Annotated in this window: 29 protein-coding genes, 1 tRNA gene, 1 other RNA gene and 1 pseudogene; 21 read left to right on the top strand and 11 right to left on the bottom strand. The window is 65.3% G+C overall.

Features of this window, described 5'->3' with window-relative positions:
• Positions 1–82 precede the first annotated feature (82 nt).
• Positions 83–1,081, top strand: a complete 999-nt coding sequence (locus J2754_RS05440; RefSeq protein WP_211086888.1) for a succinylglutamate desuccinylase/aspartoacylase family protein — start codon at positions 83–85, stop codon at positions 1,079–1,081.
• On the opposite strand, the gene J2754_RS05435 is transcribed toward J2754_RS05440, so the two are convergent.
• Together J2754_RS05435 and J2754_RS05430 are read right to left on the bottom strand one after the other, a co-directional pair.
• Positions 1,078–1,761, bottom strand: a complete 684-nt coding sequence (locus J2754_RS05435) for an SOS response-associated peptidase (RefSeq protein ID WP_211086887.1) — start codon at positions 1,759–1,761, stop codon at positions 1,078–1,080. The two genes, J2754_RS05440 and J2754_RS05435, sit on opposite strands and share 4 nt — an antisense overlap.
• Before the next feature lie 267 nt (positions 1,762–2,028).
• Complete coding sequence (locus J2754_RS05430; protein ID WP_211086886.1) at positions 2,029–2,889, bottom strand: universal stress protein; 861 nt, start codon at positions 2,887–2,889, stop codon at positions 2,029–2,031.
• A gap of 116 nt (positions 2,890–3,005) precedes the next feature.
• On the opposite strand from J2754_RS05430, the gene J2754_RS05425 reads away from it, so the two are divergent.
• The 4 genes from J2754_RS05425 (at position 3,006) to J2754_RS05410 (ending at position 5,624) form a co-directional block, all read left to right on the top strand.
• Positions 3,006–3,764, top strand: a complete 759-nt coding sequence (locus J2754_RS05425) for a DUF2797 domain-containing protein (protein WP_211086885.1) — start codon at positions 3,006–3,008, stop codon at positions 3,762–3,764.
• A gap of 41 nt (positions 3,765–3,805) precedes the next feature.
• Positions 3,806–4,798, top strand: a complete 993-nt coding sequence (locus J2754_RS16550) for a DUF7490 domain-containing protein (RefSeq protein WP_188878728.1) — start codon at positions 3,806–3,808, stop codon at positions 4,796–4,798.
• Positions 4,795–5,139 (top strand): DUF8060 family membrane protein, encoded by a 345-nt coding sequence (locus tag J2754_RS05415; protein WP_188878727.1) that lies wholly within the window; start codon positions 4,795–4,797, stop codon positions 5,137–5,139. Before J2754_RS16550 ends, J2754_RS05415 begins: the two co-directional genes overlap by 4 nt.
• Positions 5,140–5,201: 62 nt before the next feature.
• Positions 5,202–5,624 (top strand): hypothetical protein, encoded by a 423-nt coding sequence (locus J2754_RS05410; protein WP_188878726.1) that lies wholly within the window; start codon positions 5,202–5,204, stop codon positions 5,622–5,624.
• A 4-nt stretch (positions 5,625–5,628) separates the two neighbouring features.
• Here the strand turns inward: J2754_RS05410 and J2754_RS05405 are convergent, their stop codons facing one another.
• Together J2754_RS05405 and J2754_RS05400 are read right to left on the bottom strand one after the other, a co-directional pair.
• Positions 5,629–6,729, bottom strand: coding sequence for a glycosyltransferase (locus J2754_RS05405; protein ID WP_211086884.1), 1,101 nt, complete (start codon positions 6,727–6,729; stop codon positions 5,629–5,631).
• A complete protein-coding gene (locus tag J2754_RS05400; RefSeq protein WP_211086883.1) occupies positions 6,730–7,785 on the bottom strand; it encodes a glycosyltransferase family 4 protein in 1,056 nt (351 codons plus the stop codon).
• Between the two features lie 73 nt (positions 7,786–7,858).
• On the opposite strand from J2754_RS05400, the gene J2754_RS05395 reads away from it, so the two are divergent.
• The 3 genes from J2754_RS05395 to J2754_RS05385 are packed head-to-tail and all read left to right on the top strand — an operon-like array spanning position 7,859 to position 9,352.
• On the top strand, positions 7,859–8,134 hold the full coding sequence (locus tag J2754_RS05395; RefSeq protein WP_188878723.1) for a ribonuclease P protein component 4: 276 nt from the start codon (positions 7,859–7,861) through the stop codon (positions 8,132–8,134).
• A gap of 52 nt (positions 8,135–8,186) precedes the next feature.
• Entirely contained in the window at positions 8,187–8,429 is a 243-nt protein-coding gene (locus J2754_RS05390) for a YhbY family RNA-binding protein (protein WP_188878722.1), read from the top strand.
• Positions 8,426–9,352 (top strand): mechanosensitive ion channel family protein, encoded by a 927-nt coding sequence (locus tag J2754_RS05385; RefSeq protein ID WP_211086882.1) that lies wholly within the window; start codon positions 8,426–8,428, stop codon positions 9,350–9,352. Before J2754_RS05390 ends, J2754_RS05385 begins: the two co-directional genes overlap by 4 nt.
• Before the next feature lie 191 nt (positions 9,353–9,543).
• On the opposite strand, the gene ffs is transcribed toward J2754_RS05385, so the two are convergent.
• Positions 9,544–9,858, bottom strand: an RNA gene (gene ffs, locus J2754_RS05380) — signal recognition particle sRNA.
• A gap of 167 nt (positions 9,859–10,025) precedes the next feature.
• Here ffs and J2754_RS05375 point away from each other — a divergent pair.
• Complete coding sequence (locus J2754_RS05375) at positions 10,026–11,075, top strand: RNA-guided endonuclease TnpB family protein (RefSeq protein ID WP_211086953.1); 1,050 nt, start codon at positions 10,026–10,028, stop codon at positions 11,073–11,075.
• Between the two features lie 287 nt (positions 11,076–11,362).
• On the top strand, positions 11,363–11,638 hold the full coding sequence (locus J2754_RS05370; RefSeq protein WP_211086881.1) for a DUF5798 family protein: 276 nt from the start codon (positions 11,363–11,365) through the stop codon (positions 11,636–11,638).
• Between the two features lie 35 nt (positions 11,639–11,673).
• Here the strand turns inward: J2754_RS05370 and J2754_RS05365 are convergent, their stop codons facing one another.
• Positions 11,674–12,084: a CoA-binding protein gene (locus J2754_RS05365; protein ID WP_211086880.1), complete on the bottom strand. Its 411-nt coding sequence runs from the start codon at positions 12,082–12,084 to the stop codon at positions 11,674–11,676.
• A gap of 43 nt (positions 12,085–12,127) precedes the next feature.
• Entirely contained in the window at positions 12,128–12,958 is an 831-nt protein-coding gene (locus J2754_RS05360; protein ID WP_211086879.1) for a geranylgeranylglycerol-phosphate geranylgeranyltransferase, read from the bottom strand.
• 98 nt (positions 12,959–13,056) lie between these two features.
• Here J2754_RS05360 and J2754_RS05355 point away from each other — a divergent pair.
• The 10 genes from J2754_RS05355 (at position 13,057) to J2754_RS05310 (ending at position 20,947) form a co-directional block, all read left to right on the top strand.
• A tRNA-Arg gene (locus J2754_RS05355) sits at positions 13,057–13,131 on the top strand.
• Between the two features lie 597 nt (positions 13,132–13,728).
• Positions 13,729–13,923 (top strand): hypothetical protein, encoded by a 195-nt coding sequence (locus tag J2754_RS05350; protein WP_211086878.1) that lies wholly within the window; start codon positions 13,729–13,731, stop codon positions 13,921–13,923.
• Between the two features lie 98 nt (positions 13,924–14,021).
• Entirely contained in the window at positions 14,022–15,899 is a 1,878-nt protein-coding gene (locus J2754_RS05345; RefSeq protein WP_211086877.1) for a hypothetical protein, read from the top strand.
• 74 nt (positions 15,900–15,973) lie between these two features.
• Positions 15,974–16,348 carry a hypothetical protein gene (locus J2754_RS05340; RefSeq protein ID WP_211086876.1) on the top strand — a complete coding sequence of 125 codons (375 nt, stop codon included), beginning with the start codon at positions 15,974–15,976 and terminating at the stop codon, positions 16,346–16,348.
• Positions 16,348–16,737, top strand: a complete 390-nt coding sequence (locus J2754_RS05335; protein ID WP_211086875.1) for a DUF8023 family protein — start codon at positions 16,348–16,350, stop codon at positions 16,735–16,737. Before J2754_RS05340 ends, J2754_RS05335 begins: the two co-directional genes overlap by 1 nt.
• Positions 16,738–16,739: 2 nt before the next feature.
• Positions 16,740–18,302, top strand: a complete 1,563-nt coding sequence (locus tag J2754_RS05330) for an Env/VP5 family phage fusion protein (protein ID WP_211086874.1) — start codon at positions 16,740–16,742, stop codon at positions 18,300–18,302.
• Positions 18,303–18,304: 2 nt separating this feature from the next.
• Positions 18,305–18,511 carry a hypothetical protein gene (locus tag J2754_RS05325; protein ID WP_211086873.1) on the top strand — a complete coding sequence of 69 codons (207 nt, stop codon included), beginning with the start codon at positions 18,305–18,307 and terminating at the stop codon, positions 18,509–18,511.
• A gap of 85 nt (positions 18,512–18,596) precedes the next feature.
• On the top strand, positions 18,597–19,139 hold the full coding sequence (locus J2754_RS05320) for a DUF8063 family protein (protein ID WP_211086872.1): 543 nt from the start codon (positions 18,597–18,599) through the stop codon (positions 19,137–19,139).
• Positions 19,129–19,998, top strand: coding sequence for a hypothetical protein (locus J2754_RS05315; RefSeq protein ID WP_211086871.1), 870 nt, complete (start codon positions 19,129–19,131; stop codon positions 19,996–19,998). Before J2754_RS05320 ends, J2754_RS05315 begins: the two co-directional genes overlap by 11 nt.
• Positions 19,988–20,947 (top strand): hypothetical protein, encoded by a 960-nt coding sequence (locus J2754_RS05310; RefSeq protein ID WP_211086870.1) that lies wholly within the window; start codon positions 19,988–19,990, stop codon positions 20,945–20,947. The genes J2754_RS05315 and J2754_RS05310 overlap by 11 nt, the downstream gene beginning before the upstream one ends.
• A gap of 118 nt (positions 20,948–21,065) precedes the next feature.
• Here the strand turns inward: J2754_RS05310 and J2754_RS05305 are convergent, their stop codons facing one another.
• The 4 genes and pseudogenes from J2754_RS05305 to J2754_RS05290 all read right to left on the bottom strand — a co-directional run bounded on the left by J2754_RS05305 (position 21,066) and on the right by J2754_RS05290 (position 24,061).
• The gene (locus J2754_RS05305; protein WP_211086869.1) at positions 21,066–21,449 is read right to left on the bottom strand and encodes a type II toxin-antitoxin system PemK/MazF family toxin; all 384 of its coding nucleotides are present in this window, start codon (positions 21,447–21,449) and stop codon (positions 21,066–21,068) included.
• Complete coding sequence (locus J2754_RS05300) at positions 21,446–22,447, bottom strand: DUF8098 family protein (protein ID WP_211086868.1); 1,002 nt, start codon at positions 22,445–22,447, stop codon at positions 21,446–21,448. Before J2754_RS05300 ends, J2754_RS05305 begins: the two co-directional genes overlap by 4 nt.
• Positions 22,448–22,673: 226 nt before the next feature.
• A pseudogene (locus J2754_RS05295) lies at positions 22,674–23,465 on the bottom strand (DUF7961 domain-containing protein); the annotation flags it as partial.
• A gap of 305 nt (positions 23,466–23,770) precedes the next feature.
• Positions 23,771–24,061: a MarR family transcriptional regulator gene (locus J2754_RS05290; RefSeq protein WP_245332901.1), complete on the bottom strand. Its 291-nt coding sequence runs from the start codon at positions 24,059–24,061 to the stop codon at positions 23,771–23,773.
• 139 nt (positions 24,062–24,200) lie between these two features.
• Here J2754_RS05290 and J2754_RS05285 point away from each other — a divergent pair, with 139 nt between their 5' ends.
• On the top strand, positions 24,201–25,235 hold the full coding sequence (locus tag J2754_RS05285) for a tyrosine-type recombinase/integrase (protein ID WP_211086865.1): 1,035 nt from the start codon (positions 24,201–24,203) through the stop codon (positions 25,233–25,235).
• Positions 25,236–25,538: the final 303 nt, after the last annotated feature.

Genomic DNA, 25,538 nt, shown 5'->3' with positions numbered 1-25,538 from the left:
CACGGCTCGGCCCGACGGCGATTGTGTATCGCGTCTTGTGGTTTACGACTTCGATAAGTGCCCGGCGCGCCTCGGTGCTCGCATGGCTACTCCCTTCGAGTACGGCGGCGGCAGCGTACCGCCCGGCGAGGTCCGACACGCGCGGTACGCGATCAGCGAGACGTTCCTCGGGGACCCCATCCGGGTGCCGGTGACCGTCGTCAACGGCGAGCGCGACGGGCCGAGCGTCTTCATCTCGGCGGCCGTCCACGGCGACGAACTCAACGGCGTGAAGGTCGCCCACGACGTCGCCGTCCGATACGACCCCGCCGACCTCGCCGGTACCCTCCTCATCGTTCACGTCGTCAATCCGCCGGGCTATCTCGCCCAGCAGCGCTACCTCCCGATCTACGATCAGGACCTGAACCGCTCGTTCCCGGGGAGCGAACGGTCGACGCCCGCCCAACGCATCGCCAACGAACTGTATCGGGGGCTCTTCTCGCACTGCGACTACGGGATCGACCTCCACACGTCGACGCGCGGGCGCACCACGATGTTCCACACCAGAGCGCAGACGGAACGCGAGGGGGCGGCCCGCCTCGCGGAGGCGTTCGGCGCGAACGTCGTGCTCGCGGGCATCGGCGAGGAGGACAACTCGATCCGCTCCTCGTGTACGAACCGGGGGACGCCGACCATCACCGTCGAGATGGGCGAGGCCCACCGCTTCCAGCGGGCGCACGTCGAGCGCGCGAGCGCCGGTATCGAGAGCGCGCTCACCGAACTCGAGATGTACGACGGCGAACGCCTCGAACCCACGTGGCGCCGCGTCGTCAACGCGCGCACGGAGAAGGCGTGGGTCCGGTCCGACGCCGGCGGCCTCGTCGACCTGCACGTCACGCGCGCGAGCGTCGTCGAGGACGGCGAGGCGATCTGCACCGTCCACGACCACTTCGGCACCGAGCGACACGTCGTTCGCGCGCCGTTCACCGGCCTCGTCGTCGGTCTCCTACAGAACCCGGTCGCCCAGCCCGGCCACCCGGTCTGTCACCTCGTCAGCGTCGACGAGGAGACCCGAGCGGCCATCGACGCGGAGAGCGCTTAGACCGTCTCGACGAGGTCGGGACGATCGTTCGCCGGATCGTTCACGGCCCGCGAGACGGGACGTGCGACGAGGTCGACGTCGTTGGCACGGTCGAGGAGCCCCGCGTACTCCGCGGAGAGCCAGCGCGACTCCTCCTCGGGCGCGAGGAGGACGGACTCGCGGTGGTGGTAGTCGGCGACGGTCCCGGTCGCATCACGCGTCAGGACGGCGAACGACCGCACGGGGTCGGCCGCACGGTCCGGCGAGCCCTCCGCCCCGAACGCGTCGAGACCCGTCTGCGTCGTCTCGGGTTCGTACATCGCCCAGATCCCGGCCATGGCGAACGGCTCGCCGTCGGGGCGGTGGAAGTAGTAGGGGCGTTTCGTCCCGCCCTCCTCGCGCCACTCGTAGAAGCCGTCACAGGGGACGAGACAGCGCCGCTCTTCGAGGCTCTCGGCGAACGTCGGTTTCTCGCGCACCGTCTCGACGCGGGCGTTGATCGGCCCGGGGCTCGCGTCGTCCGCCCACGGCGGCACGAGCCCCCACTGGAACGCCCTGAGGGTCCCGGGATCGTCGTCCGCGATCACGGGCAGGGACTGCGACGGCGCGGCGTTGTACGTCGGTTCGTAGCCCGACGTCTCGACGTCGAAGCGTCGCGCGAGCGTCTCGTGATCGCTGAACAGCGCGTAGCGGCCGCACATACGTCGAAGGTGGCGGCGCGGGGCCTTAACGACCGCCATCGGCGGTTCCCGATTCGAGGGATCGATAAATCACATCGTGCGATACGGAATCGCCTCGTGCCGGTGCGGTCACTCGGTTCGCGGATCGCGTCGCCTCGCGAGACATGCGGCGCGTAGAGGTGGCCGTGGGCGGTTTCACGCCGCGTCCAGCCGGACGCGGCGGTAGGCGAAACGGCGTACTGGAGGAGACGAGGTCGAGCGAAAGAGGGACGACGGTGGCGGTTCGCGTTACTCCGGCCGGACGGTCAGCACGGGCACGTCGGCGCTCCGGACGGTGCGCTCGGTGACGCTCCCGAGGAGGACGCGATCCAGGCCGCTTCGACCAGTCGTTCCCATGACGATCGCGTCGGCGTCGACCTCGCCCGCCCGGTCGCTGATGACGTCCGGGGGCGACCCGTGCGCGACGTGACCGTCGGCCTCGATTCCGCGCGCCTCGGCCTGCGCGACGGCGCTGGCGACGGTCTCGTCGGCCTGCGCTTCGAGCTCGTCGAGGATCACCGTCGAGCGGGTGTCGAGGCCGAGCGACGCCTCGTTCACGACGGAGAGGACGTCGACGTCGGCGTCCATCGACTCGGCGAGATCGAGGGCGTGGTCGATCGCCGTGTTCGCGGTCGTACTCCCGTCCGTCGGAACGAGGAGACGCTCGTAGGGGAAGTCGTAGCGCTCGTCGCGGCTGCGCGCCGTGAGCACGGGAACGTCGGCGTCGCGGACGACGGACTCCGTGACGCTGCCGAGGAAGAAGCGCGAGACCCCCGTCCGACCGTGCGTCGGCATGACGACGAGGTCGTGTCCCCTCTCGGTGGCCTGTTCCACGATCGCGTCGGCGGGACGACCTTGGACGACGGCGGTCTCGTAGCCGACGCCGTGGGCGTCGAACGTCTCGCCGGCCTCCGCGACGACCTCCTCGCCGTAGCGGACGAGCGCGTCGATCACGTCGTCGCCGAGGACGGTGACGCTGTCGCGCGTCGTGTCCGCGACGTAGAGGAGTTCGACGGTCGCATCGGCCCACTGGGCAAGCTCCGCGGCGTGACGCTGGACGATCTCCGCGTGAGCGCTACCGTCGACCGGCAGGAGTATCGAGTCGTACATACCGTCTCGTACGACAGAGGGTCCCTAAACCGTTCCCCCGGCGGGAGCTGAACTGCCTCCGGCCCACCGCGGTGACGAGCGGGACGGCTATACGGCGCGCTCTCGTACCCTCGCGCGTGCAGTTCGTCGGCTACCGCCCGCGCGATCAGCACGGCCCCGCGAGCCTCCAGCTCGCCGACGGCGGCGCGATAACGCGCGTCGCACTCGAACCCGGGCGCGAGCTCGCGTACACGCTCGGCGAGCGGCGGTGCGCGGGGACGATCACGGACGACGGTCACGTCGCGTGCGCGAACGCCGACGCCCCCTACTGCCCGCAACACACCTCGACGTGGGTGTGCGCGAAGTGCCGGGGGGACTGCCTCAAAGACGAGATGGACTGTCACGAGGCCCACGCCATCTACCTCGCGGCGTTCGCGCCCGACGCCGTGAAGGTCGGCGTCACGCGCGCGTGGCGGCTCGAAACCCGCCTGCGCGAGCAGGGAGCCGACCGGGCGGCGCACCTCGACACCGTCGAGAACGGCAGGATCGCCCGCGAGCGCGAGGCCGCCCTCGGCGCACGCTTCCCGGATCGCGTCCGCGTCCCGACGAAGATCGCGGGGCTCGACGCGGCCGTCGACGAGGAGACGTGGCGCGACGCGCTGGCCGACTTCGACCCGGTGGACACGTACGCCTTCGACTACGGTCTCGACCTCGACGACCGGCCGGTCTCGGAGGTGCTCGCCACGGGGACGGTCGTCGGCGCGCGCGGCCGCGTGCTCTGTCTCGAACGCGGGGGGACGGTGTACGCGGTCGACCTCCGCGACCTCGTGGGTCACGAGGTCCGGGCCGAAGCGGACGAGCGCGACCTGCAGGCGAGCCTCGGCGCGTTCGCCTGAGACACCCGAAGGCACTTATCGGCCGAGTGAGAGGTGCCGGCGTGAACGTCGAACGAGCCCTCCTCGGCGCCGCCGCGGCGATCGCGGCGCTCGCCGTCGTGGCGGCGCTCGCCGTCCCCGGCGCCGTCGCACCCCCGGAGCCCGATCGGCCGCCGGCGTACGTGGAGTACGCGGAGATGACCGTCTCGCCGTCGAGCGTCGCGGGCGACACCGTCACCCTCGACGTGACGAACTACCTCACCCACGAGGGAAGTCCCGCGCGGAACGTCACCGTCCGCACGCGCGCCGTCGACACCGATACCGGCTTCGTGGCGACGAGCGCGCGGGCGTCGCTCGGGACGCTGACCGGCGACGGCGAGCGCGAGGCGACGCTGTCCCTCACGGTCGAACGCGAGGGCGGCTATCGCCTCGAAACGGCGGTGTACGAGAACGGAAGCCGCGTCGCCGCGGGCCATCGGACGGTGCGCGGCGTCGGCGCGCTCGTCCCCGACTACGCGCGGAGCCCGGTACGCTTCCACGCGTTCGAGAGCGGCGCGATCCCGTCGGTGCGCGTCGGCGTCGCGGAGGCCGGCGCGGAGCGGACGGCGCTGGACGTCGGCGCGTACGTCACGAACGCGGGCGGCGAGAGCGAGCCGGTCCGCGTCGAGTACGTCGCCCGACAGGTGGAGTCGAACCTCGTCGCCGACCGCGCGACGGTCGAGGTCGCGAGCGTGGCCGCGGGGCAGACGGTGACGCCGAACGCGACGCTCGACGTGCCGGCGGGGTACAACTACTACGTCGACGCGATCCTCTGGAAGGACGGCGTGCTGATCGAGACGACGACCGCGGCGGCGAACCTCGATCCGACGCGGACGATCAGCGTGAACGAGACGCGCGAGGACGTGGGACTCGACGTCAGCGACTTCGAGGGCGGGAGCACGGGCGCGTCGACGACGACGCCGACGATGTCGGGAGGCTCGCCCGGCTTCGGCGCCCCGGTCGCGCTCGCGGCGCTCGGCGGCGCCGCGCTCCTCGCACGGCGGTGGTCGGCGTGAGCGACGACGAACACCCGACGACGGACGAGGCGACGGACACCGAGGAGACGATGGACACGAACGAGAACGCGGCCGCCGACGGTGAACGAGACGGAGAGAACGCGCGAACGGAGGACGACGGCGTCGCACTCCGACGCGGCGCGCGCGTGCTCGGCATCGCGATCGCCGGCCTCGTCGCGCTCGTCGCGTGCGTCTCGCTCTACGGCGCGGTCGGCACGCTGATCGCGCAGTGGGTCGCTCCGCGCTATCAGCCGCTGTACGAGGCGGGATTCGACCTCGCCGTCCTCCTGCTCGCGGCGGCCGTCGTCGCTCGCCTCGCTCGTGGGACCGAGGCGTTCTGAGGCGCCGCGTGCGCGGGGAGGAGGACACAGGGCTTTTCACACCGTCACGCGAAACGTGGGGCATGGCAGACGACGAACCCAGCGAGGACGAGGGAGAGGAGGAAACGAAGTCCTTCCGCGAGCGCGTCGAGGAGATCCGCGCGGAGCGAGAGGAGCGCGAGGACGGCGAGGGCGGGTCCCGCCGCGAGGAGCTCGAAGAGCGGATGGGCGGCGAGGCGGGCGGGATGGGCGGTGGCGGCGGCAACCCGTTCGCGCAGATGATGGGCGGCATGATGGGCGGTGGCGGCGGCCCCGGCGGCATGGGCGGTGGCCCCGGTGGCATGGGCGGCGGTCCCGGGGGCGCCGGCCCCGGCGCGCGGGGCGAGGACGGCGACTCGGGCGCGCGAAAGAAGATCGGCCGCGAGCTCGAGGAGCTTCGCAAGGAGATCGAGCGCACGAACAACAAGCTCGATCGGATCGCCAACGCGCTCGAAGACCGCGACTGATCGGTTAGCCGAGCAGTCGATCGTAGACCGCGGCCAAGCGATCGACGGCCCGCGAGACGCTCACTTCTTCACGCCTGTCGAGACACGTCTCCGCGAGCGCGTCGCGCTCGTCGAGGGCGCGCCGGATCGCGTCGCGGAAGGCCGCGGCGTCCCCGACCGGGTAGTGATAGCCGGTCTCGCCGTCGTCGACGGTCTCGATCAGCGCGCCGGCGTCGGCACCGACGACGGGCGTTCCGCAGGCGTTGGCCTCCAAGGCGACGAGGCCCTGCGTCTCGACGGGACTGGGGAACGCGAAGACGTCGAGGGCGCTGTAGAACGCCGGGAGTTCCTCGCGGGGAAGGAACCCGAGGAAGCGCGCGTCGATCCCGCGCCGGCGCGCGCGGGCTTCGAGGTCGTCGCGGGCGGGCCCGTCACCGCCGAGGACGAGCGTCGCGTCGAGGTCCGCGGCGGCGTCGACGAGATCTGAGAGGCGTTTCTCGTAGCCATGCCGGCCGGTGTAGCCGACGAGCGTCCCCGAGAGGCCGTAGCGCTCGCGGAAGTCGCTCGCGTCGGTGGGCGCGAAGAAGTCGACGTCGACGCCGTTCGGGAGCGAGTCGGCGGGCGTCGAGACGCCGAGATCGCGGACGCGGTCGCAGGCGCGCTCGCTCGGCGCGAGCACGAGGTCGGCTCGATCGAGGAACCACCGCTCCCACGCCGCGCTGACGCGCTCCAGGGAGGGCGTGAGCGCGTCCGGGGCGAGGTACTCGACGTACTCGCTCGTCGGCGTGTGGTAGGAAACGACGAGCGGGGCGTCGTGGCGGCGGGCGTAGCGGTAGCCCGCGACCCCGACGGCGAACGGCGAGTGAGCGTGGACGACGTCGGGCGTCACGACGCCGCGCGGCGTGTGCGGGGCGGCGAGACGGTACCCCTCGTAGAAGGGGAAGTCGACGCTGGCGACGGGGTGCTCGCCGGGGTCGGGGTCGTAGTCGGCGTCCGGGTAGACGACGTCCATGCGGCCGCCGCGGGCCTGCCAGCGCTCGCGCCACGTGCGGACGGTGTAGGTCGCGCCGTTGACGGTGGGGAGGTAGGTGTCGGTGAACGCCGCGACGCGCGGGTGATCGGCCATTCAGGTCGCCTCGACGAGGTCGTGGTAGACGTCAGCGAGCTCCGCGCCGACGCGATCGAGCGAGTGTTCGCGCGCCGTCTCGCGGGCGTTCGCACCCAGCTCGGAGCGGAGATCGGGGTCGGCCGCGAGGCGGTCGATCGCGTCGACGTACTCGGCCTCGCTCCCGCAGAGGAGGCAGTCCTCGCCGTCCGTGAAGTACTCGCGGAAGACCGGGAGGTCGCTGAGGACGCAGGCCTTCCCGCACGCCATCGCCTCCAGAGCGACGAGTCCCTGCGTCTCGCTCTTCGTCGGAAAGACGAACACGTCGCCGGCCCCGAAGGCCCCGCGTTTGTCCTCGACCCACCCCGTGAACGTGACGCTCTCCGGGGGATCGTTCACCCACCGCTTCACCGACTCCGAGGCGTGCGGGCCGGTGTCGTAGGGCCCGAACCAGACGAACTCGTACTCGGTGCGCTTGGCGAGTTCGCAGAACGTCGTCAACCCCTTGCGCTCGAAGACGTTACCGACGGTGAAGACGACGGTCCCCTCGAGATCGAAGCGCTCGCGGTAGGGCTCGCGGAACTCCTCGACGCCCACCAGGGAGTCGAGGTCGACGCCGTTCGTCAGGACGTCGATCGGCGCGTCGATCGGATACGTTTCGAGGCGCTCTTTCGCGTACGTCGAGGGTGCGATCACGCGGTCGGCGAGCGAGTAGAACCACCGGAGATACCGCTCCAGGGGGTCTGCGAGGAGTTCGACGCCGCGCCAACTCCCCATCGTGTTCTCGCGGAGCGTGTGCGCGTGGAGGACGAGCGGGGTGTCCGTACGGCGGGCGTGGCGCGCGACGGCGACCGAACCCGGCCCGAAGAGGTGGCAGTGCGCGAGGTCCACGTCCGCGAAGACGCCGTCGCCCCGGGCGACGGAGAGCGCGGTGTCGAGTGGGTCGTCACCCGCCCACGGCCGCGTTCGGACCGCGACGTCGGTCGGGGCGAGCGCGGCGTGCTGCTGGCGGGCGGCGGTGGCGATCCCGCTGCGTTCGAGCGGGCCCGCCAGCTCCAGATAGTTGAGCGCGCGCATCGGGTGGCGTCGACGGCCCGGGGGCGAAAAGGTGTATCGAAACGCTTTGCCCCGTCGGGCCCCGAGGGGGCGTGTGAGCGGAATCGCCGCGGAGCGGATCGATCGATTGGCGTCGCTGGCGGCGGCGGCCGCGCGCGACGGCGACGTCGACCGAGCGCGCGAGTACGTCCGGCTCGCTCGCCGGATCGCCGAACGCAACCGCCTGCGTCTCCCGCGGCGCCTCGTCCGGTTCACGTGCGACGACTGCGACGCCTACCTGATTCCGGGGCGGAACGCCCGAACGCGCCTGCAGGACGGTCACGTCGTCACGACGTGTGCGTGCGGTTCGCAGGCGCGACACCCCTACTGAGCCCCGTCCGGGGACAATAGATTCAAACCGCCGCCGCGAGATACGAGAACGTATGGCTAATCTACGTCGGAAGGCCCACGAAGCGGACGTAACGGTATGGGTCGGCAAGGGTGGCGTCGACGCCGTCGTCGACGAGCTCGACGACCAGCTCGCGGACAGGGAGGTCGTGAAGGTGAAGTTCCTCCGCTCGTCGCGGGGCGGGACGACGACCGAGGACCTCGCTGAAGAACTGTGCGACGCCGTGAACGCCGATCTCGTCGAGACCCGAGGGAACACGGCGGTATACACGCGATGACGGCCCTCCCGTTGCAGGCCGGCGGCGCGGGCGGCTTCATCGGCAACTGGCTCCAGTCGGCGATCGGTCTCGCGCCGAGTTACGCGGCCGCGATCGGCGCGGCCGTCACGTTCGTCGTCGTCGCCGTCGTCCTCTACGTCGTCGGGAAGGCGATCATCACGCCGCTCGCCAACCGCGTGATGGATCGCCGCGGCCTCGACGAGCACGCGAAGAGCCCGCTGCAGAAGGTGGTCTCGATCGGCATCGTCGCCGTCTCGGTCGGCGTCGCGTTCGCGTTCGCGGGCTACGGCAACATCCTGACGGCGCTGGCGACCGTCGCCGCGGCCGCGACGCTCGCCATCGGCTTCGCCATGCAGGACGTGATCGCGAACTTCGTCGCCGGCGTCTTCATCTACACGGACAAGCCGTTCCGCATCGGCGATTGGATCGAGTGGGACGGCAACTCGGGGGTCGTCGAGGACATCAGCCTCCGCGTCACCCGCGTCCGGACCTTCGACAACGAACTGCTCACCGTCCCGAACTCGAACCTCACGGACGGCGTCATCAAGAACCCCGTCGCCAAGGACAAACTCCGCGTGCAGTTCGAGTTCGGAATCGGCTACGACGACGACATCGACAAGGCGACCGAGATCATCGTCGAGGAGGCCGAGAAGCGCGACGACATCCTAGACGATCCCGGCGTCTCGGTCCGCCTCTCCGAGCTCGGGGGCTCCTACGTCGGCCTGAAGAGCCGCTTTTGGATCGCGGACCCCTCGCGCGCGGACTTCGTGAAGACCCGCGGCGAGTACGTTCAGGCGGTCAAAGAGCGCTTCGACGCCGAGGGCGTCAACATCCCGTACCCGACGCGCACGCTCGAAGGCGGTCTCACCATCGAGGGCGAGGCGATCAGTCCCGAAGCCTTCGACGCGGGCGACGAGCGGTAAGCGACCCGGATCGCTCGGTTCCGCCTTCTCGCGCTCCGGGGACGACGGCGCGCGCCGAAATCATCGAGGGACGAGTCGACGCGGCGCTCGAACGGGTCACGGTCGACGAGAACGCCGAGTGGGCGGAAACCGAGGGGCCCGTGAGACAGCGAGGAGCGCGGCCGCTCTCGGTGCGCGATCGGCGGTATGAATGGTGAACGGGCCGAGGTTGCCCGACCGTTCCGGACCGGATAGTCCCGGTCGCCTCCTCCACCCCGCGACCCTTCGAGCGACGGACGTCCGGTGCTCCGCTGCTCACTTCCGTGCCTGACGGGGTCGCACCGACGAGTCGCGCCGTGACGCCCCTGCAGGCGCACGAGCCGCGAGCCGTCGCCCCCGAAGGACGAGGTTTCTCTGTCGGCTTCCGGGGTCCGACCCGGGCGGGTCGGACGTCCTCGGTGTTCGGCCCCCGCTAATGACCGTGTCGCGGGTGAGGGCGGGGCCAAACCGCCCGGCCTAGTTCACCTCATCCTACTCGGGTGGGACGTAAGGGCCTTTCGTTAGGAAGTGCGAGGAGAACGCCCCGTGCTTTAGCGCGGGAATGAATCCGACAATCACTCACATAAACTACAGTCGATGGCATGGCCTGTTATTCCAATATATTTTTAAGACATCAAATCAAATTACATTTGTAATGGTCACGGTGACTGTCACCGCGAAGTTCCACAATCCATCTCTCACACGGCGTAAAGAGTGGCAACACGCTACTCGCCTCTACCGTGACACCAAACAGTTCTGCATTGACGGATGGGAGAACGGCGACTTCGGCAAATCCGTGACCACCGCCAGCATCGACAACGACCTCTACTCGGCCATCCAGAACCAAGCCATCCGAGAGGCGAAATCCGACCACAACAAGGACGGAGAGGTTCGGTATCGAGAGAGCCAACCGTTCGCCGTCAACAACCAGAACTGGGAACTCGACACAACCGAGAACGGCACGGTCGTCGTCGGCTTCCCGTGTATCTCTCAATGGTGGTACACCCCGATCGTGGTGTACGACGACATTGCCGACCCCGTAGACCGACTAGTCGAGGGTGACGCGAAGAAGACGCGATTGCAACTGTACCGTCGTGGCGACGACTGGTACTGCACGTTCAACATTGAATACGACACCGACCTGTCGGGTAAGACGCCCATCGGTGTCGATATTGGTGAACGCCACATCCTCGCTGCGACGGCCTACGGCGAAGACGAGTCGATGCTGGTGTCGGGTGGTGAGGCGAAGTACGTTCGACGCAAATATCGTTCCCTACGCGATTCGCTCCAACAGGCGGGTGCGCTTCGCGCACGCAACCGTGTGGGTGACAAAGAACAGCGTCGAATCAAAGACCTGAACCACAAACTCTCCCGTCGCCTCATCACGTTCGCGGAACAATTCGAAACCCCTGTCATTCGGATGGAAGGCCTCGAAGGCATCCGCGAGAACAGTTCGTGGTCGGGCGTCCACTCGTGGCATTTCCACCAACTCCAACGGTTCATCACGTACAAGGCTGAACGCGCTGGGATTCGCGTCGAGACGGTCGATCCAGAATATACCAGTCAACGGTGTTCAGCGTGTGGTTCGATGGGAACCCGTGATGGCGACCACTTTTCGTGTCCGGAGTGTGGTCGTGGACGCCACGCCGACCTGAACGCGTCGGAGAACATCGCACAACGGGAGGGAGAACCATGCACGGCGTAACAGTTCGGCTGACGCGACCCGTGCTCCCTCGCTGGGTGAAGAGCCAGCCATCTTTGATGCCCGCAGATTGCGGGGAGGAAGGCCCCTTTGACAGGGCTGTACGCGCTGGAAAGCACGTCCTTGGTCACAACTGGACGGCGACCTTCGACGGCCCACGCGAAAGCGTGCTTGAGGCCCGAGGAAACGCGCAACCTGAATATCCACTTCGTGGAATTCTCGCCCTGTAGGGCGGGGAGGATGTCAACCCGTGGGGAAGGCCTTTGCGTCCCGCCGTCCGAAGGAAAGCCATGGGACTCACGAGCACGGCGAACACGGTGAGCAAACTCTCCGATCTCGCGGAGAAGCTCTACAAGCGCGTCGAGGCCATCCGCAAGCGAGTCGAGGGGATGAGCGAGACCGTCGGTGACACGAACGAGCGCGTCGAGCGACTGGAGGGCGAACTCGCCGAGCAGCGCGCGCTCGTCGAGGCGCTCGCGGCGGAGAGCGGCGTCGACGTCAAGGCCACCCTGGAGGAGCTCGACGATCCGGGAGCGGACGTGGAGACCGACGACGCCGAGGCGTAAGCGCGGCGGAGAAGCGTCCGCGCTTCGGCGTCGCGTCAGCGCTTCAGTCGACCGTGTTCGACCTTCATACAGCGGTCTTGGACGACGGTGAGCCCCGCGTCCGTCGCGCGCCCCGCCGCGTCGTCGTCGCGGATGCCGAGCTGCGTCCAGATCGCCGTCACGTCGTCGCGTTCGATCGCCTCGTCGACGATCCCCGCGACCTCCTCGCTCGGTCGAAAGACGTTCACGACGTCGACCTCCGCCTCGACGTCCGCGAGCGTGTCGTAGGCGCGCTCACCGAGCACCTCGTCGGTCGTCGGGTTCACCGGGACGATCCGGTAACCGTGACGCTGGAGGTACTTCGGGACGTTGTGGGCGGCCTTCCCGGGCGTGCCCGAGCAGCCGACGACCGCGATGGTCTCGTAGCCGAGGACGCGTGACAACACCTCGTCGTCCGAGTCTGTCATACGCGAATCGACGGGTGCCACCGACAAAAAGCCGCCGCGCCGCTCAGGCGGCCGCGCGCCCGACGACGAACGCCGCCGCCGCGAGGAACATCCCGTACTTCAGGATCCCCTGCGCACGCGCCGGATCGTCGAACGCCACGTACGCCGCGTACGCCATCACGAGGTCCGCGGGGACGACGGCCGCGAGGTACGCGACGCCGAAGAGGTCGCGGAGGTACGGCACCGGACTGGCGAGCACGGCGACGACGAGCACCGTCGCCGCGAGGAGACACGCGTTTCGCTCTCCCACCGCGATCGGCAGCGTGTTGAGACCCTCCTCACGGTCGCCCGCGACGTCTTCGATGTCCTTGATAATCTCGCGCGCGAGCGTCGAGAGCGCCGCGAGCGCGAACAGGACGACCGCCGCGAGGGGTCGCCCGACCGCCGCCGCGCCGAAGAGGAACGTGCTCCCGCCGAGATACGCGACGACGGCGTTCCCCGCCCCCGGCAGGCCCTTGAAGACCTTCGTGTACGTGACGAGCGCGAGGAGGTTCACCACCGCGACCGCGATGGCGAACAGCGGGAGGGAGAGCGCGAGGACGATCGAGCCCGCGAAGAGGACGACGCTGAAGGCGAGCGCTCCCCGGGACGTGACCGCGCCGCGGGGGATCGGCCGCTCCGGATTATTGATCGCGTCAATGTCCCGATCGAAGTAGTCGTTGATCGCGTTCCCCGCCGCCGTCGCGAACACCGTCGCGACCGCCGCGACGAGCGCCGCGAGCGCGAACGGTCGCCCCGCGACGTACGCCCCGATGAGCGTCAGCACGCCCGAGACGACCGCGTTCGCCGGCCGACAGAGTTCGAAGAGCCCACGCACCCGCACACCGAGAGTCATACTCGCGTCACTCGCGCGCCGCCCGCAAGAAACGTTCGTGTCGCGGTCGACCAACGAATCGCGGGACTTAAGCGCCACCGCCGGGAACGATGAGTCGCGGGCGTTTAGCTCAGCTTGGACAGAGCACTTGGCTTCGGACCAAGACGCCGCGGGTTCAAATCCTGCAACGCCCACTCGCAAACCGCCCGAATCGAAGCCAAACCGATTATGGCGCGTCAGGGATTCTTTGTCTACTTCACGCCGCTTTAGCTTCATTTGAGAACGGCGCATATTCTGATCTAAACAGCGTAGCTTTCGCGCCCCTTCGCTGTCTGGCGATTACGTTCGCAAAGGCTGGTCCCTCGATCTGCGCGCGCGGTCAGAATCTCGTCGATTTCTGCTCGGCCAGCGCGAGCGCTGCGCCGCGAGCGCGGACGGTACTACCCGGCGGTAGGTGCTCGGTCCTCGACGGTCCACCGCATCAGTCCCGACCGCAGGGAGGGACCCCTCGTCGCGGTTCGCGTGGAGGTGATTCGCGTGTCTAATGCCTCCCACGGGTCCCACGGTTCGACCACACCGAGTAACCCGGAGACGCGCGCTACCGCCGCGGAGTTCCGCGCAGAGCTCAAGGCTCGTCTGACTGCCGATCTCGACGCCGACCAACGCTCGTACCAATGTCGGAACTGCCGACAGCTTTGTCTCAACCCCGCCGGGTCCATCCTCTTCCGCGCACGAGTCTGCCTCGACTGTCACGCGCGCTATCTCGCCGGTGAACCCCGGAGGTCGTCGAAATGACCGACTGGGATACCGTCGATCTGCTCTGTCATCGGCTCGCGGCCTCCCCCAAGTGGGACGACGTGGACGCCGCCACGCTTGCGTGGCTCGAAGCTGCACGCCACACCCGGGAGGCTGTCACCACCGTCCTTCTCGACGAGCGCCCGACGGTGTTCTCCGAATCGACCGCGTTCGACCTTCGGGCCAAATGAGCACGGCTGACACCTCCGGCGGTGCGGCTTGGCCAGCCAACAGGACTAACTCTGAAAAGTCGCCTCAGGCGCTCAGGACGGCCATCCGGCGATACGGTTTGCACGATCTCGACGTTGACTCGACGCGCGACCTTCCGCATCCCGCGCACCGGCTCGCAGAGATCTGGGCCGCGTACGGTGGCCGGCTGATGACGCCGCTCTCGGAAACGAACGGGCGGACGCTTCGCTCGGAAGTCGTCGAAGAGGACTGGGTCGAGTACCGGGTGAACGAACCGGGCCCGACCGGTGATACGTTCGACGTGAGCGAGGTTGAGGAGCGCCGCGCCTCAACGTGGTTGGACGCTATCGCTGCGATGCTCGCGTGGTACGAACGTGCCCGTGGACGTCGCGGCCGTCTCGCTCGCGGCTACCAGGGAGAACCAGAGTACGAGGAGTTCACCATCGACCTCGAAAACTCATGGCAACCGAGCTACTGTAAGCGCGAGGTTGCCCGGTTGAAGGCTCTCGAACGCGAAACCGTCGGTGGCGAACGTCCGTCCGGCGGCGAAACGAGCCCCGAGTACGAGAACCCGCATTCGGTGATACTCACTCTCTCCGGTACGTCCACACCGAACGGCGACCGGATCGGACCCGCCGACCACGACCGCGAGATCGCCGACTCGTGGACGGCCGGCGTGTACGATGCGCTTCGCTATCAGCTCGACAAGCTCGGTGTGTCCGACTACCTGTACCACAAGCAGGGAGAGCCACACCCCGGCGACGGACCGAACGTCGGGTACGGGCATCACCACGTGATGCTGATGGTCGATGCCGGCCCGCTTGGAGCGGGCGATCAGACGCCACGGCTTGAAGCTGCGTTCCGCGAAGTGATCGACAAGCACGTGGACGTGTGCGACCTCGCCGGATCGAGTGCGCACGGCGAGGGCGCTATCTCGGTACGGCGTGTCGGTGACGACGACGAGGAGATTGAGTCGTGGTCCGCCTACGCTGCCGAGTACATCGCGTCCGCCGAAGAGGACTTGCTCGAACGTTCGGACCAGTACGTGATGTGGGCCGCGACCCAGTGGGCGACCGGCTCGCAGAAGGCGACGCGCTCGATGACGGCGAACAGTGCGATAGCCGCTGACGCCTGTAAGCAGCGACACGAGTCGGAGCGGTCGCACCAAGATGTCGGGCACGGCGAGCGTATCGTTCGCTCGTCTCGTCGCGGCGTCGATTTCGAGTGTGCGTGTTGTGGCTCGCCCTGGCAGATTCCACAGCACTACGACACGCTGACCGAGGCTCGTCGAGAAACCGGCGCGCGAGTTCTCGCAGCCGACGGGTCAGGTGGCGATCTCGACGACGACGGGGACACCGACCGGTGGGACGATGGAGACATTGGTGACCGGTGGCCGTCTGCACGCGCAGCGGCGTCATTTGGGACGAAAGTTGATCCACACCACGGCGTCTGTACCGAGTTCGAGTCGGCTACCCGCCCGCCATCGTGGCGGATGGACGCGATCATCGAGTCGTCCGGCAAGGAGAAGCCCGCGACTGGTTCCGGCGTCGATATGCGTGAGCTACAGTTTCAGACACTTCCACGAACGCACGGTGAGATCGCGGCGTTTCTCTCCGACCCCGCGACGTACGTCGTCTGTACCTGTGACGTACTCTCCCGCTCCCTCGATGCGTGGCGAAACGGCGAGTGTCCGTCGCGCTGCGAATGTGACGGCGCTGAGCTACGGTTTGCGAACGCCGCTGAAAACTGGTCGCTCGGGTCGCTCTCGGTAGACGAGTGGCTATCGTTCCTGTCGCCCGATCCCGTCGTTCGGGAGCTGTCGTTCGAAGAGGAGCGCGAGCTTGCGAATGCGCTCGACCGCGCTCGCCGGCTCGGGGAGAATACGCAACTCTCACCGATGGGCGTCGTCGCGCAGGCTGGTGTCCCACCGGAGCACTTGGAAACGGCTTTCGAGGAGATAGAGGCGATCCGAGCGTAGGAGATTGTATTAAAGTATCGCACCCCCCATCGGGGGGTCGATAATCTAGTTCATGCACTTTGAATTGCCCGTGTATGTCGCAAGGCAAACAGCCGAGTTGGGACGACCTCTCCGAGGTCTCCTCCGGTAACGACGACGAAGAGTACGACGACGTGCTGAACCTTGACCCCGGTGATTCCGTGGTCGCTGAGGTCCGTGCTATCGAGCGCGACGCCGACCGGTACGGGCGTGATCGGTTCCACCTCACGCGCGTCGATGGCGAGGAGCCGCGGTACGTCTCCTACTTCGCGTCCGCGTCGGTCACGCGGCCGCTCGACAACGCGGACATCGGTCCGGGCGACGTGGTCGGTATCAAGAAGGACAACGACCCATACACCTTCGAGGACGACGACGGCGAGGAGCAGGAGGCGTACGGGTTCGAGGTCCGCGTGCGGGACGGTGGTGAGTGATGTCCACCTCCTCCGGCGGATTCGCCTCGACGATCCGCGCGTACAAGCGGATCAGTATTCTGTCCTCGGTCGGCCTGCTCGTGTTCGGGATCTGCGGACTCGTCATGACCGGGCTCGCCCAGGAAGCCATCGACCTCCTCACGCGGTACAAGTACCTCCCGTGGGGCGCGTCGATGGCTGCTCTCGCCATCGTGTTCATGTCGTCCTCGACCCGCGACCCACGGTACTACCACGCGAGCGAGTGGTTCATCGTCGCGGCGGTGATGCTTCTCCTCGGCGCGTACGCTTTCCTGCCCGCTGTACAGGAGATGATGGCCACGTACTCGCCGTGGTCTGATGGGATCGTGCTCGGACTTCAGATCGTCGTCGGAGCTATCGTAGCGAGGTAACAATGAGTGAGCACACATCTTCTCTCGCCCGTGTCGGGCGTGTCGTCCTCGTCGTCGCGCTCGTTTCGTCGATGGTCGCCGCGCCCGTCGCGGGCTCGATCGCCTCGCCGGCCGCCCCCGACGGTCCCGCCGCCACCGGCTCCGGGACGTGCTCGTTCGCCAGCGTCCTCCATTTCTTCGGCGTCGCTGACGACTGCGCGGCTCCCTCGACCACGAGCGACGTCCAAGAAGTCCGGCAGGCCGAGGACAACCAGACCGAGCTCGACATCTACCAGGCGCTTCGCACCCAGAAGTCCAGCGGCCAGCAGTTCCTCGACTCCACTCAGAACTTCGCCAACAGCTCCCAGAACGTCGCTTGGTCCAAGGGCGAAGTCGCCTACTACCGCGCCGTACAGAATGGCTCGGTCAAGGCCGTCGCCCGCGAAAAGGCCATGCGCGCTATCGAGGACTACTTCTCCAAGCGCCAGGTCTCCCTCTACCGGCACTTCACCACTCAGGTCGAAACCGCCCGCGCGATGCATCAGCGCGCCGTCAACGAGAGCGGCGTCGACAACCGGACCGTACGCATCGCACCCGAAGGCAGCCCGACAGACGACGATCTCGGAATGCGCTGGGGCTCCGGGCCTGAAACCTCCGAGTCGACTCTGACGCTGCTGAACGACACCGTCATCCAGAACGCCACCTATCTCGGCGGTCGGGCTGGCGTCTACACGCCTTCGGCCGACTGGAGTACGACCACCTGGCGGACGCTGAGCGGTCCCGATCACGACGACCGCCACAGCGGCCTCTACACCACCATCGTCGTCGGTGCCCCCGAGGGTGCCGACATTGATGGCTACGAGTTCCTCGACATCCGCGACTATCGCTCCGCGTGGAGTCACTACGAGAGCCTCTCCGCCGACACGAAAACCGAGTTCACCACCTACGTCAACAACACCTATCCCGCTATCGAGAACGGCCGTCTCAACGCCTCGACCGTTCTCTCTCGGGAAACTCGGATGTTCCAACTCGGCACCCAGGCGAAGACCAGCGGCTCGCTCTACGATTCCGTGGCCGCCCTCTCTATGATGGGCCTCGCTACTCCTAGCCTCGACGAGACTGGCACGATGACCGTCAGCTACCAGAACCGCCAGTACCAGGGGCTCCTCCTCGCTCCCGAAGTGCCGAATGGGACGTGGACCGCCGGAACGTCCTACAACGCGACCGCCGCACCTCTCAACGGCTCCGCCCTCCTCGCTACCACCACCGGCGAGACGATCTCCCTCGACTCCGGTACCTTCCGCCTCACCGCGATCAACGACCGGAACGGCGACGCCATAGAGAACGTCTCTACCACCCGCTCGAACTACCAGACCACCAACGTCACCAAGCTCACCGAGCAGCTGAACGAAACCCAGCAACTCATCGAAGACGTCGAGGCCAGACAGGCCGCCGGGTCGTCCCCGTCGAACCCATCGGATTCGTCGTCGGGTTCGCCCCTCGATGGTGACGGGCCGATCTACCTCGTAGTCGGCCTGTCGATCATCTCGCTGCTCGTCGTCGTCGCGCTCCAGAGGGATCGGTAACGATGGCTCGGCCACTCCTCTCGATCCTCCTGATGCTGTTGGCGGTCTTCGGACTCGTCGCCGCCGTCGGCATGGCGACGGGTGCGTTCGACCTCGGGCAGATTCTCACGAGTGCCCTCGGACAGACCGTACACGGACTCGTGGACGCGGCCGTCGGCGGTCTCAAATCCTTCCTCTCTGACGTGGTGTCGTCGAGCGTCCCCTGGTGACGCTCGGTAGCCATCCGTGGTCGGCTCGCGCCGGTTCGATTCCGGTGATGGCTCTATGAGACGTGTCCTACTGGTCGTCCTGTTCGTGGCTCTCGCTGCCACGAGTCCGGTAGCCGCAGCGAACGCGACGGCGAACAACTCGACAGCCTCGACGAACGCGACCTCGGCGAACGAAACCGTTGTCTCCGGTGGTCCGGTCCCCGTCGATGGCGTCACGACGATCACTGGCTGGTCGTATCAAGACGGCACGATGAGGGTGACGCTTGAGGCGAGTCAGTATCACGTCATCACGCTCTCCGGGTCGGCCCAACGGTCCGGGCGCGTGGCGCACTCTGCGTTCCGACGCGTCATCCTCCAGGGTGGCGAGACGCGAACCGTCACCGTGCCCGCGGATCGCGTCGACGGTCGTGCGTCCGTCGGTGCGACGACAAGCGCGTGTATTGCGTCGGGTTCGTGTCCAGCCGTCTACTCCCGCGAAGACTCCTCGATGTCGTTGCTTCCGGGTCGCCCGTCCGGGAGTGACTGGATCGTGACGTTCTTCGCCGCCGGCTTCGCCGCGCTACTCGGTGCGGCCGTCGCTGGCTTCGGCTACAAGCGGTACGTCGGAGGTCGTCGCCGTGTCTTCTGATCCCGAACCCAGCCCGACGCGCGAGACCGCTGAGTCCACCTCGTCGTGGCGTTCGAGTGTTACTGACGTTCTGCGTGTCGCCGCGATTCCCATCGTCGTCGGTCTGCTCGGTCTGCTCGCCGTGATCGTCGTCTGGGTCGCCGACGTTCCGTCCCGCTCGCTCGCGCTTACGACGCTCGTGCTGTCCGGGTTCGTGCCGTACTTCGCTACGCTCGTCTTCCTCGTGCTGTACGTTCTCGCCGGACGGATCTCTCGTCCCGTGCTGTACGCCGATCCCGATAGCGAGGAGATCGGACTAGAGTTCTTCAGCCCCTCGTTCTTCGCCAGCACCGAGGTAGACGGGTCGCTCGACCGGCGGCACTCTACCCGCGACGGTCGAACCGTCCACATCGCCGAAGGCCTGCACGCCGAGTCCCGCGACCGCGTGCAGGACGACGGTTCGGTGTCCCCGGAGAAGATCGTCGTGCTCGACGGGACGTGGTCCGGCTCGGTGAGCTACTGGCAGTTCCTCGAAGACAAGGACACGCTCGTCACCTGGCGCGACGAGCTCGTCCCCATCGTACAGTCCGCCCTCCAGGTGCGTGCGTCCGCCGACTCGAAGGTCGTTCGGAACTCCGTCTCCGTCGGTCGCTCGCTCATCGCCGGTGCCGAGGCGGACGAGTTCGCTGTCGGCCTGGAGGACATGAGTGACTTCGATCTTGGCGTACGCGAGGACACGCCGTCCCTGGACGACTTCGCGGACGGCGCGCCGTCGACAGACACCCGGCCGCTCGGCGACGATCTCGACGACCTCGACCTCTCCGCCGATCTCGACCAAGACCTCGGCGGCGACGTCGGAGGTGACGACGGTGGACAGTAGCGCCGACGGCGTGACCGCCGCGGAGTTCCGCGAAGTGAGCGAGGGGAAGCTGACGAGTAATCGTCGAACGCTCCCCCTCGCGCCCTTCCTCCAAGGCGAACCCCTGAAGCGGTACATCTGGTACAAGCAGCACTACGCGCAGATCCGAGACTACCACGCCGAAGCCGACGACTCAACGGGCGTCGATCTCCCGCCGACGTTCGAGGCGACGGCCTACTGTCGCCAGCTCGTCGAACGGTACGGTTCGGAGCTCGCTACATGGGCCGTCCGAAACGGCCACCTCGAAACGCTGAACTACCTCTCTGGGCTCACCTCGCGCGACACCGACGTCTCCTCTCTGCAGGCGTTCGTCCGTGTCGTCGAGCGGATGCGGACGGACGGATACCTCGCGCAGTTCGTCGGTGACACCGACGGCGGGAAGACGATGACCGCGCTCGTCATGGCCGAGCTCGGGTTGCGCGACGACGATAATCTCGTCCTCGCCACGAACGTTACCTCCCTCGTCTGGCAAGACGACTGGCTCCAAGAGCGCACCGTCTTCGTCGAATCGAAGAGCGAGCTACGTCGCGTCCTCGATGACCACGAGAAGGTCGCCGTCGTCCTCGACGAACTCTCGACCGTCCTCGACGGACAGACGAACAGCTACGCCGCAAACGAAAAGATGTACCCGCTGATCACTGGGAAGGCGAAGGACGGTGCGCGCTACATCCTGATCGGCCACCGGAAGGACGGCAAGGACATCATCAAGTCCGTCCGCGAGCACGCCGACGACTTCATCGTCCAACACCGCGAGCAGCGCCGCGGTGACGACGACATCTACTCCGCCGAGTTCTTCGCCGAGCTCGGCGAGTCCGGGGCGCGCGATCTCAACTTTCCCTTCGGGAACGTCCCCGCGATCACCGGCACCTACGAACCTGACGAGAAGTCCGTCTTCGACCTCGACGCCTGACCGTTCCGGTAGACTTCCCTTCGGCCCATCTTACCCGCGCGAGCGGCCGCGCCCGCGGCCCTCAACGGGCCCCGGCACGGACGCGGGGCGACTTTACTTTGACCGAGATACTATACAGTCACTTCAGTCCTAATATAATATTCAGCTTACGTTCTATATCCGATAATTTGCTATTTGATATTTCGCCCATCTTCCAAGCTCCCTCTCCTGCACCATGGTCATGGATTCGCTCAGGGATGGACACAGTCGTGACTAGGGGTAGAACCGCAATAGAGTTCTTCTCAACCCCGTCTGTTCCCGGTTTCAATTCGACGTTTCTAGCACGATCAACCCGGGTATAGCTACTTGTTACCGGTATGACCACCGTCGAATCCAACTCATTATTCAACCGATCACGCTGTAGAATAAGCGCAGGATGAGGGTCTTCGAACTCTCCATCCGGAGATTCATCTTTCGGGGTGAATGACACCCTCGCGATATCTCCTCGGGATGGATCGCTCACTTTTGAATCACTTCCGCGGATAGTGATGTCCAGCGCTCAATATAGGCTGTCTCTTCTGGCTCTATATCCCCAGCTCCGCTCTCGACCTCTTCTGGTGATAGATCAAATAGCTCTGCGCGGTTGCGGAGGGCAGTTAGCTCGCGCTCATAGGAATCTCGAATCTCCGTGAGGTCATCATCCGTACTGTTTCTCAACTGTGAGGCGTTATCCCCACGGATAGTATTTCTGGATATCAGTAGAGAGACGTATTTCCAAGCATAATTATAATAAAAGCCAACGATTCGGCTAATAAAGCGCTGTTGGCTTTGAGAAAGATCTTCCTTTTCGGTCGCTTCAGCAAGGATATCCTTAAGAACCCGAATATATTCTTGGAAGGGGCCGACTGCCTCTTCTAGCTCTGGGTAAAACTCAAGCTCAAATTCAAGCTCACCAATACGACGGTCTAACTTTTTATATATCTCATTCTTGTTAGCGTGCCAGCTAACACCATCACCCACCTGGTCAAGAGTTTGCTGTAGCTTCGCACTAGCCACGTACAGATCGGTGAATCGATCCGCCTTAGCATCTTTTGGACAATAAGTCTGGTAAAAATCAACTAGCATCTGTTTAGTTGAGTCAGATGTTATGATTTTATCAAACTCCTCCAGGTCCTTTAGGAAGTAATATGCATATCCCTCTGAGCTAAGATATCCGGAGTTTGGGATCCTTGACTCATTATGTGCCGCAATTTCGTTTGTCGGACGAGGATTCGCTAGATGTTGACCAGCGGTGTCCGTAGAGACAGTACCTACCGGTGCAGGACCGTATTTGAACCACCCAAAGGTGATATCCAAGTCTCGATCTTGTATAGCAAGATACGCTAGCTTATTCAGCCGAATTGAATCAACGAGAACATCCTCCTCGCTAAACCGGCCCTTCTGGATACCCTTGTAAATCGCAATATCGATCCCCTCTTTTATATCTTCGATCAGGGCGTTCTCATCTTCAAGGGTTAGCATCTCTACTTACCTCGGACTAATCGACCCAAGGGGTTTAGGTTTTGTGTACACCGCACTAGTTGATCTTCTCATGAGTGGTTGGCCCTCTATCTGCGGAATGTTCTCCGTCCGTTGTCCGGTGTTAGTCAGTATATCTCGCCTTAATACTCAAGGCGCTCGCCTTTCTTTGGTGGTTGTCTTTGCCTATTCCCATGGGAGGTGAACATCGTCGCCGTATTTCCGGCTATGCGAACTCCAAGTTCGAGTGCTTGTACGTGTAGAGTTTGACGTCCTGATCGTCGCAGTATGACGCCAGTTTCGCCGGGTGTATTGTCTCCCAGTCACCCGGCCCTTCCTCTAGATGACTCGGGAACGCGACGTTCACGGCTTCCTCCTCCATCGTGTTCCCGTAGATGCTCGCTTCCGTTTCAGGCGGAAGGACCTCCACGACGACAGCGGGATCACCACGGTGCCCCTCGACCTTCTCGACGCGATCTCCTGGCCCGAACGGGTTCTCCGGCATCTGGTTCAGATGCGCGGTGTTGGGTCCGAGGTCGATGAGTTCGTTCATCGGATTCGCCGCAATCGGTTCGAGCTTCGCCGGTGTCTCACCCGTGTACTCCTCCTCCATCTCAACCTTCGTTGTGAGGCTCTGTACCCACTCCCACCCGAGGAGGATCAGGGCGTCCTCGTTGTCGCGGTGCCACGCCATCACGATGATGTCGTCCTCGTCGTCGTTCTCCGCAAGCGCCTGCGGTGTGAACGCCGAGATGTCGCGCGAGGTCTTTACGTCCACCTCGTAGCCGAATATCTCGAAGTCGTGCCCCGAGAAACTCTCCGGGTTACAGCGGCGAATCGCTTCCTCGTTCTCCCACGTCCACATCTCTGCGGGAAGGTACTCACGACAGAACCGCTCGAACGCGATCTCCCCGAGGTTCCCGATGCGTTTCTGCTTCAGCTCCTCACCTTCGCACCCCTGTAAGAGGGCTTGGTGGTGCGCGCGTTCACTGTCGATCTCGTCGGGTTCGAATCGGTACATGTTATTTGAGTACGTATCCGGGCCGTGCCGCGTGTGGCTCTGGGTAGAGGCCGTCAGCACGGACTCGGCCATCAAGCCAACGCAGTCCCCAGTTTGTCAGTTCGTAGTTGCGGTGGTCTGGTCCGGGCTTGACGTAGCCGGCCTGCGCAAGGAGGCGAAGGCGTTCACGAACAACGGAGTCAGCGACAGATCGAGTGAGTGATTTTCGAATCTCACTGATGTTCCCCGTATCGTGGTCCCGTAGGTACTCCAGAATACGCTCGTCCTCGAACGCCTGCCATTCACCTTCCCACCGAATTGCCATCTTACGCTGTATTAGTGTCTGAAGCGCCGTTTTCGGAGCGCGGTTCTGAATCGGATAGGTAGACTTCGTTTTCTGCGTCGTACTCCTCGTTAAGATACGCCTTACCTTTGTCGGTAATCATATAAACGCCGTTGCCGCGCTCGCTTACCAGTCCGTGCGCAGCGAGATCGGAGAGGCGACGGGAAACTGTTGAGTGGGAAGAATGGATCGCACGGTGATCGTTAATGTACCCGACTCCACGGGGGCCTTCCTCGTCAAGGATTTCGAGGATTCTATCGTCCCATTTCTGCATCCATTCACCACTATAGCGCATTAGTACCTGCTATGGTCAGAGTATTCAATAGACTGGTGAATAGCCCACATTCAGGTATTTAGCTCATATATCAACCTACGATGCATTTATGGTCTAGTTTCCCATCTATGGGAACCAGATGGACGACCTCAAGTCAATCACGCCGTCGGAGGCGGTAGACCTCCACTTAGAGGCGATGAAGCAGGATTCGGCGGAGTGGACGCGAACTTCGCACGAAAGCCACCTTCGCGCGTTCGTCGAGTGGTGTCGAGAGCACGGCGGTGTAGACAACATGAACGACCTCGATGGACGCGACCTCTACGAGTTCCGCGTGTGGCGGCGCAACGGCGGCTACTCGAGGGGGAAAGACGGTGAGATCGCGCCGAAGACCATCCACTCGGTGCTGACGACGGTGCGCTCGTTCCTCCGGTTCTGCGCGCAGATTGAGGCGGTTCCTGAGGACTTATACGAGAAGGTGCCGCTGCCGAACCTCTCGACGGCGGACGAAGTGAGTGATTCGACGATTTCGCCCGACCGAGTGCCGCCGATCATCGAGTACCTGCGTCGCTACGAGTACGCGAGTCGAGACCACGTAATCTGGGTCCTCGTCTGGCATACGGGAGCGCGGCTCGGTGCTGTCCGGGCGCTCGACCTCCACGACTGCGAGCTTGAGGGCGAGAAGCCCGGCCTCGATTTCGTTCACCGGCCGAGTACCGGGACGCCGCTGAAGAACAACGAGGACGGCGAGCGGTTCAACCGAATCAGTCGAGACGTCGCGCAGACGCTCCAGGACTACATCGACGGTCCCCGGAAGGACGTCCAAGACGACACCGGTCGAACGCCGCTGGTGACGACGAAGTACGGCCGCGCCTCGCACACGGCGGTTCGGAATGCGTTCTACCGGTGGTCCCGTCCCTGCAAGGTCGGTATCGTCTGTCCGCATGACGAGGACCCGGACACCTGCGAGTACGCCCGAGACGACGGGATGACGCGCTGTCCGTCGTCGCGCTCGACGCACGACGTGCGGAAGGCGCGCGTGACGAAGTACCGCGACGACGGCGTGCCGCGCGGCGTCGTCTCCGACCGCCTCGATACCTCGGAGTCGATGATCGACAAGCACTACGACCGCGCTTCGAAGCGCGAGAAGGCTGACCGCCGGTGGGAGTTCCTATGACCGCCACCTGCCCGAACTGCGGAAGCGAGCACGTTCATGGGTCGGTGACTACGGAGAAAGACGCCGCCTGGTGTGGTGACTGTGGACTGAGGTGGACGCGATGACCGTAGAAACTTCGCGCGGCCGGGTGCGCGGCCGCTCCGGTTTCAGAGGCCTGCAACGCCCACTTCCTCGCGGCCCGGATCGGCGCAAAGCCGGTTCGTTCCGTGTACGTGTTTACCCCGAGGACGGAACAGCGGGTACAGCCTGGGCTCGTGAAATCATCTCGTTGTTTCGAGCGATTCGCTTGAACTCTTCGTAGGG

Source organism: Halarchaeum nitratireducens, from assembly GCF_017874695.1.
Lineage (GTDB): Archaea > Halobacteriota > Halobacteria > Halobacteriales > Halobacteriaceae > Halarchaeum > Halarchaeum nitratireducens.
Note: the sequence above shows the minus strand (reverse complement) of the source record. Positions and strands in the feature narration are given on the sequence as shown.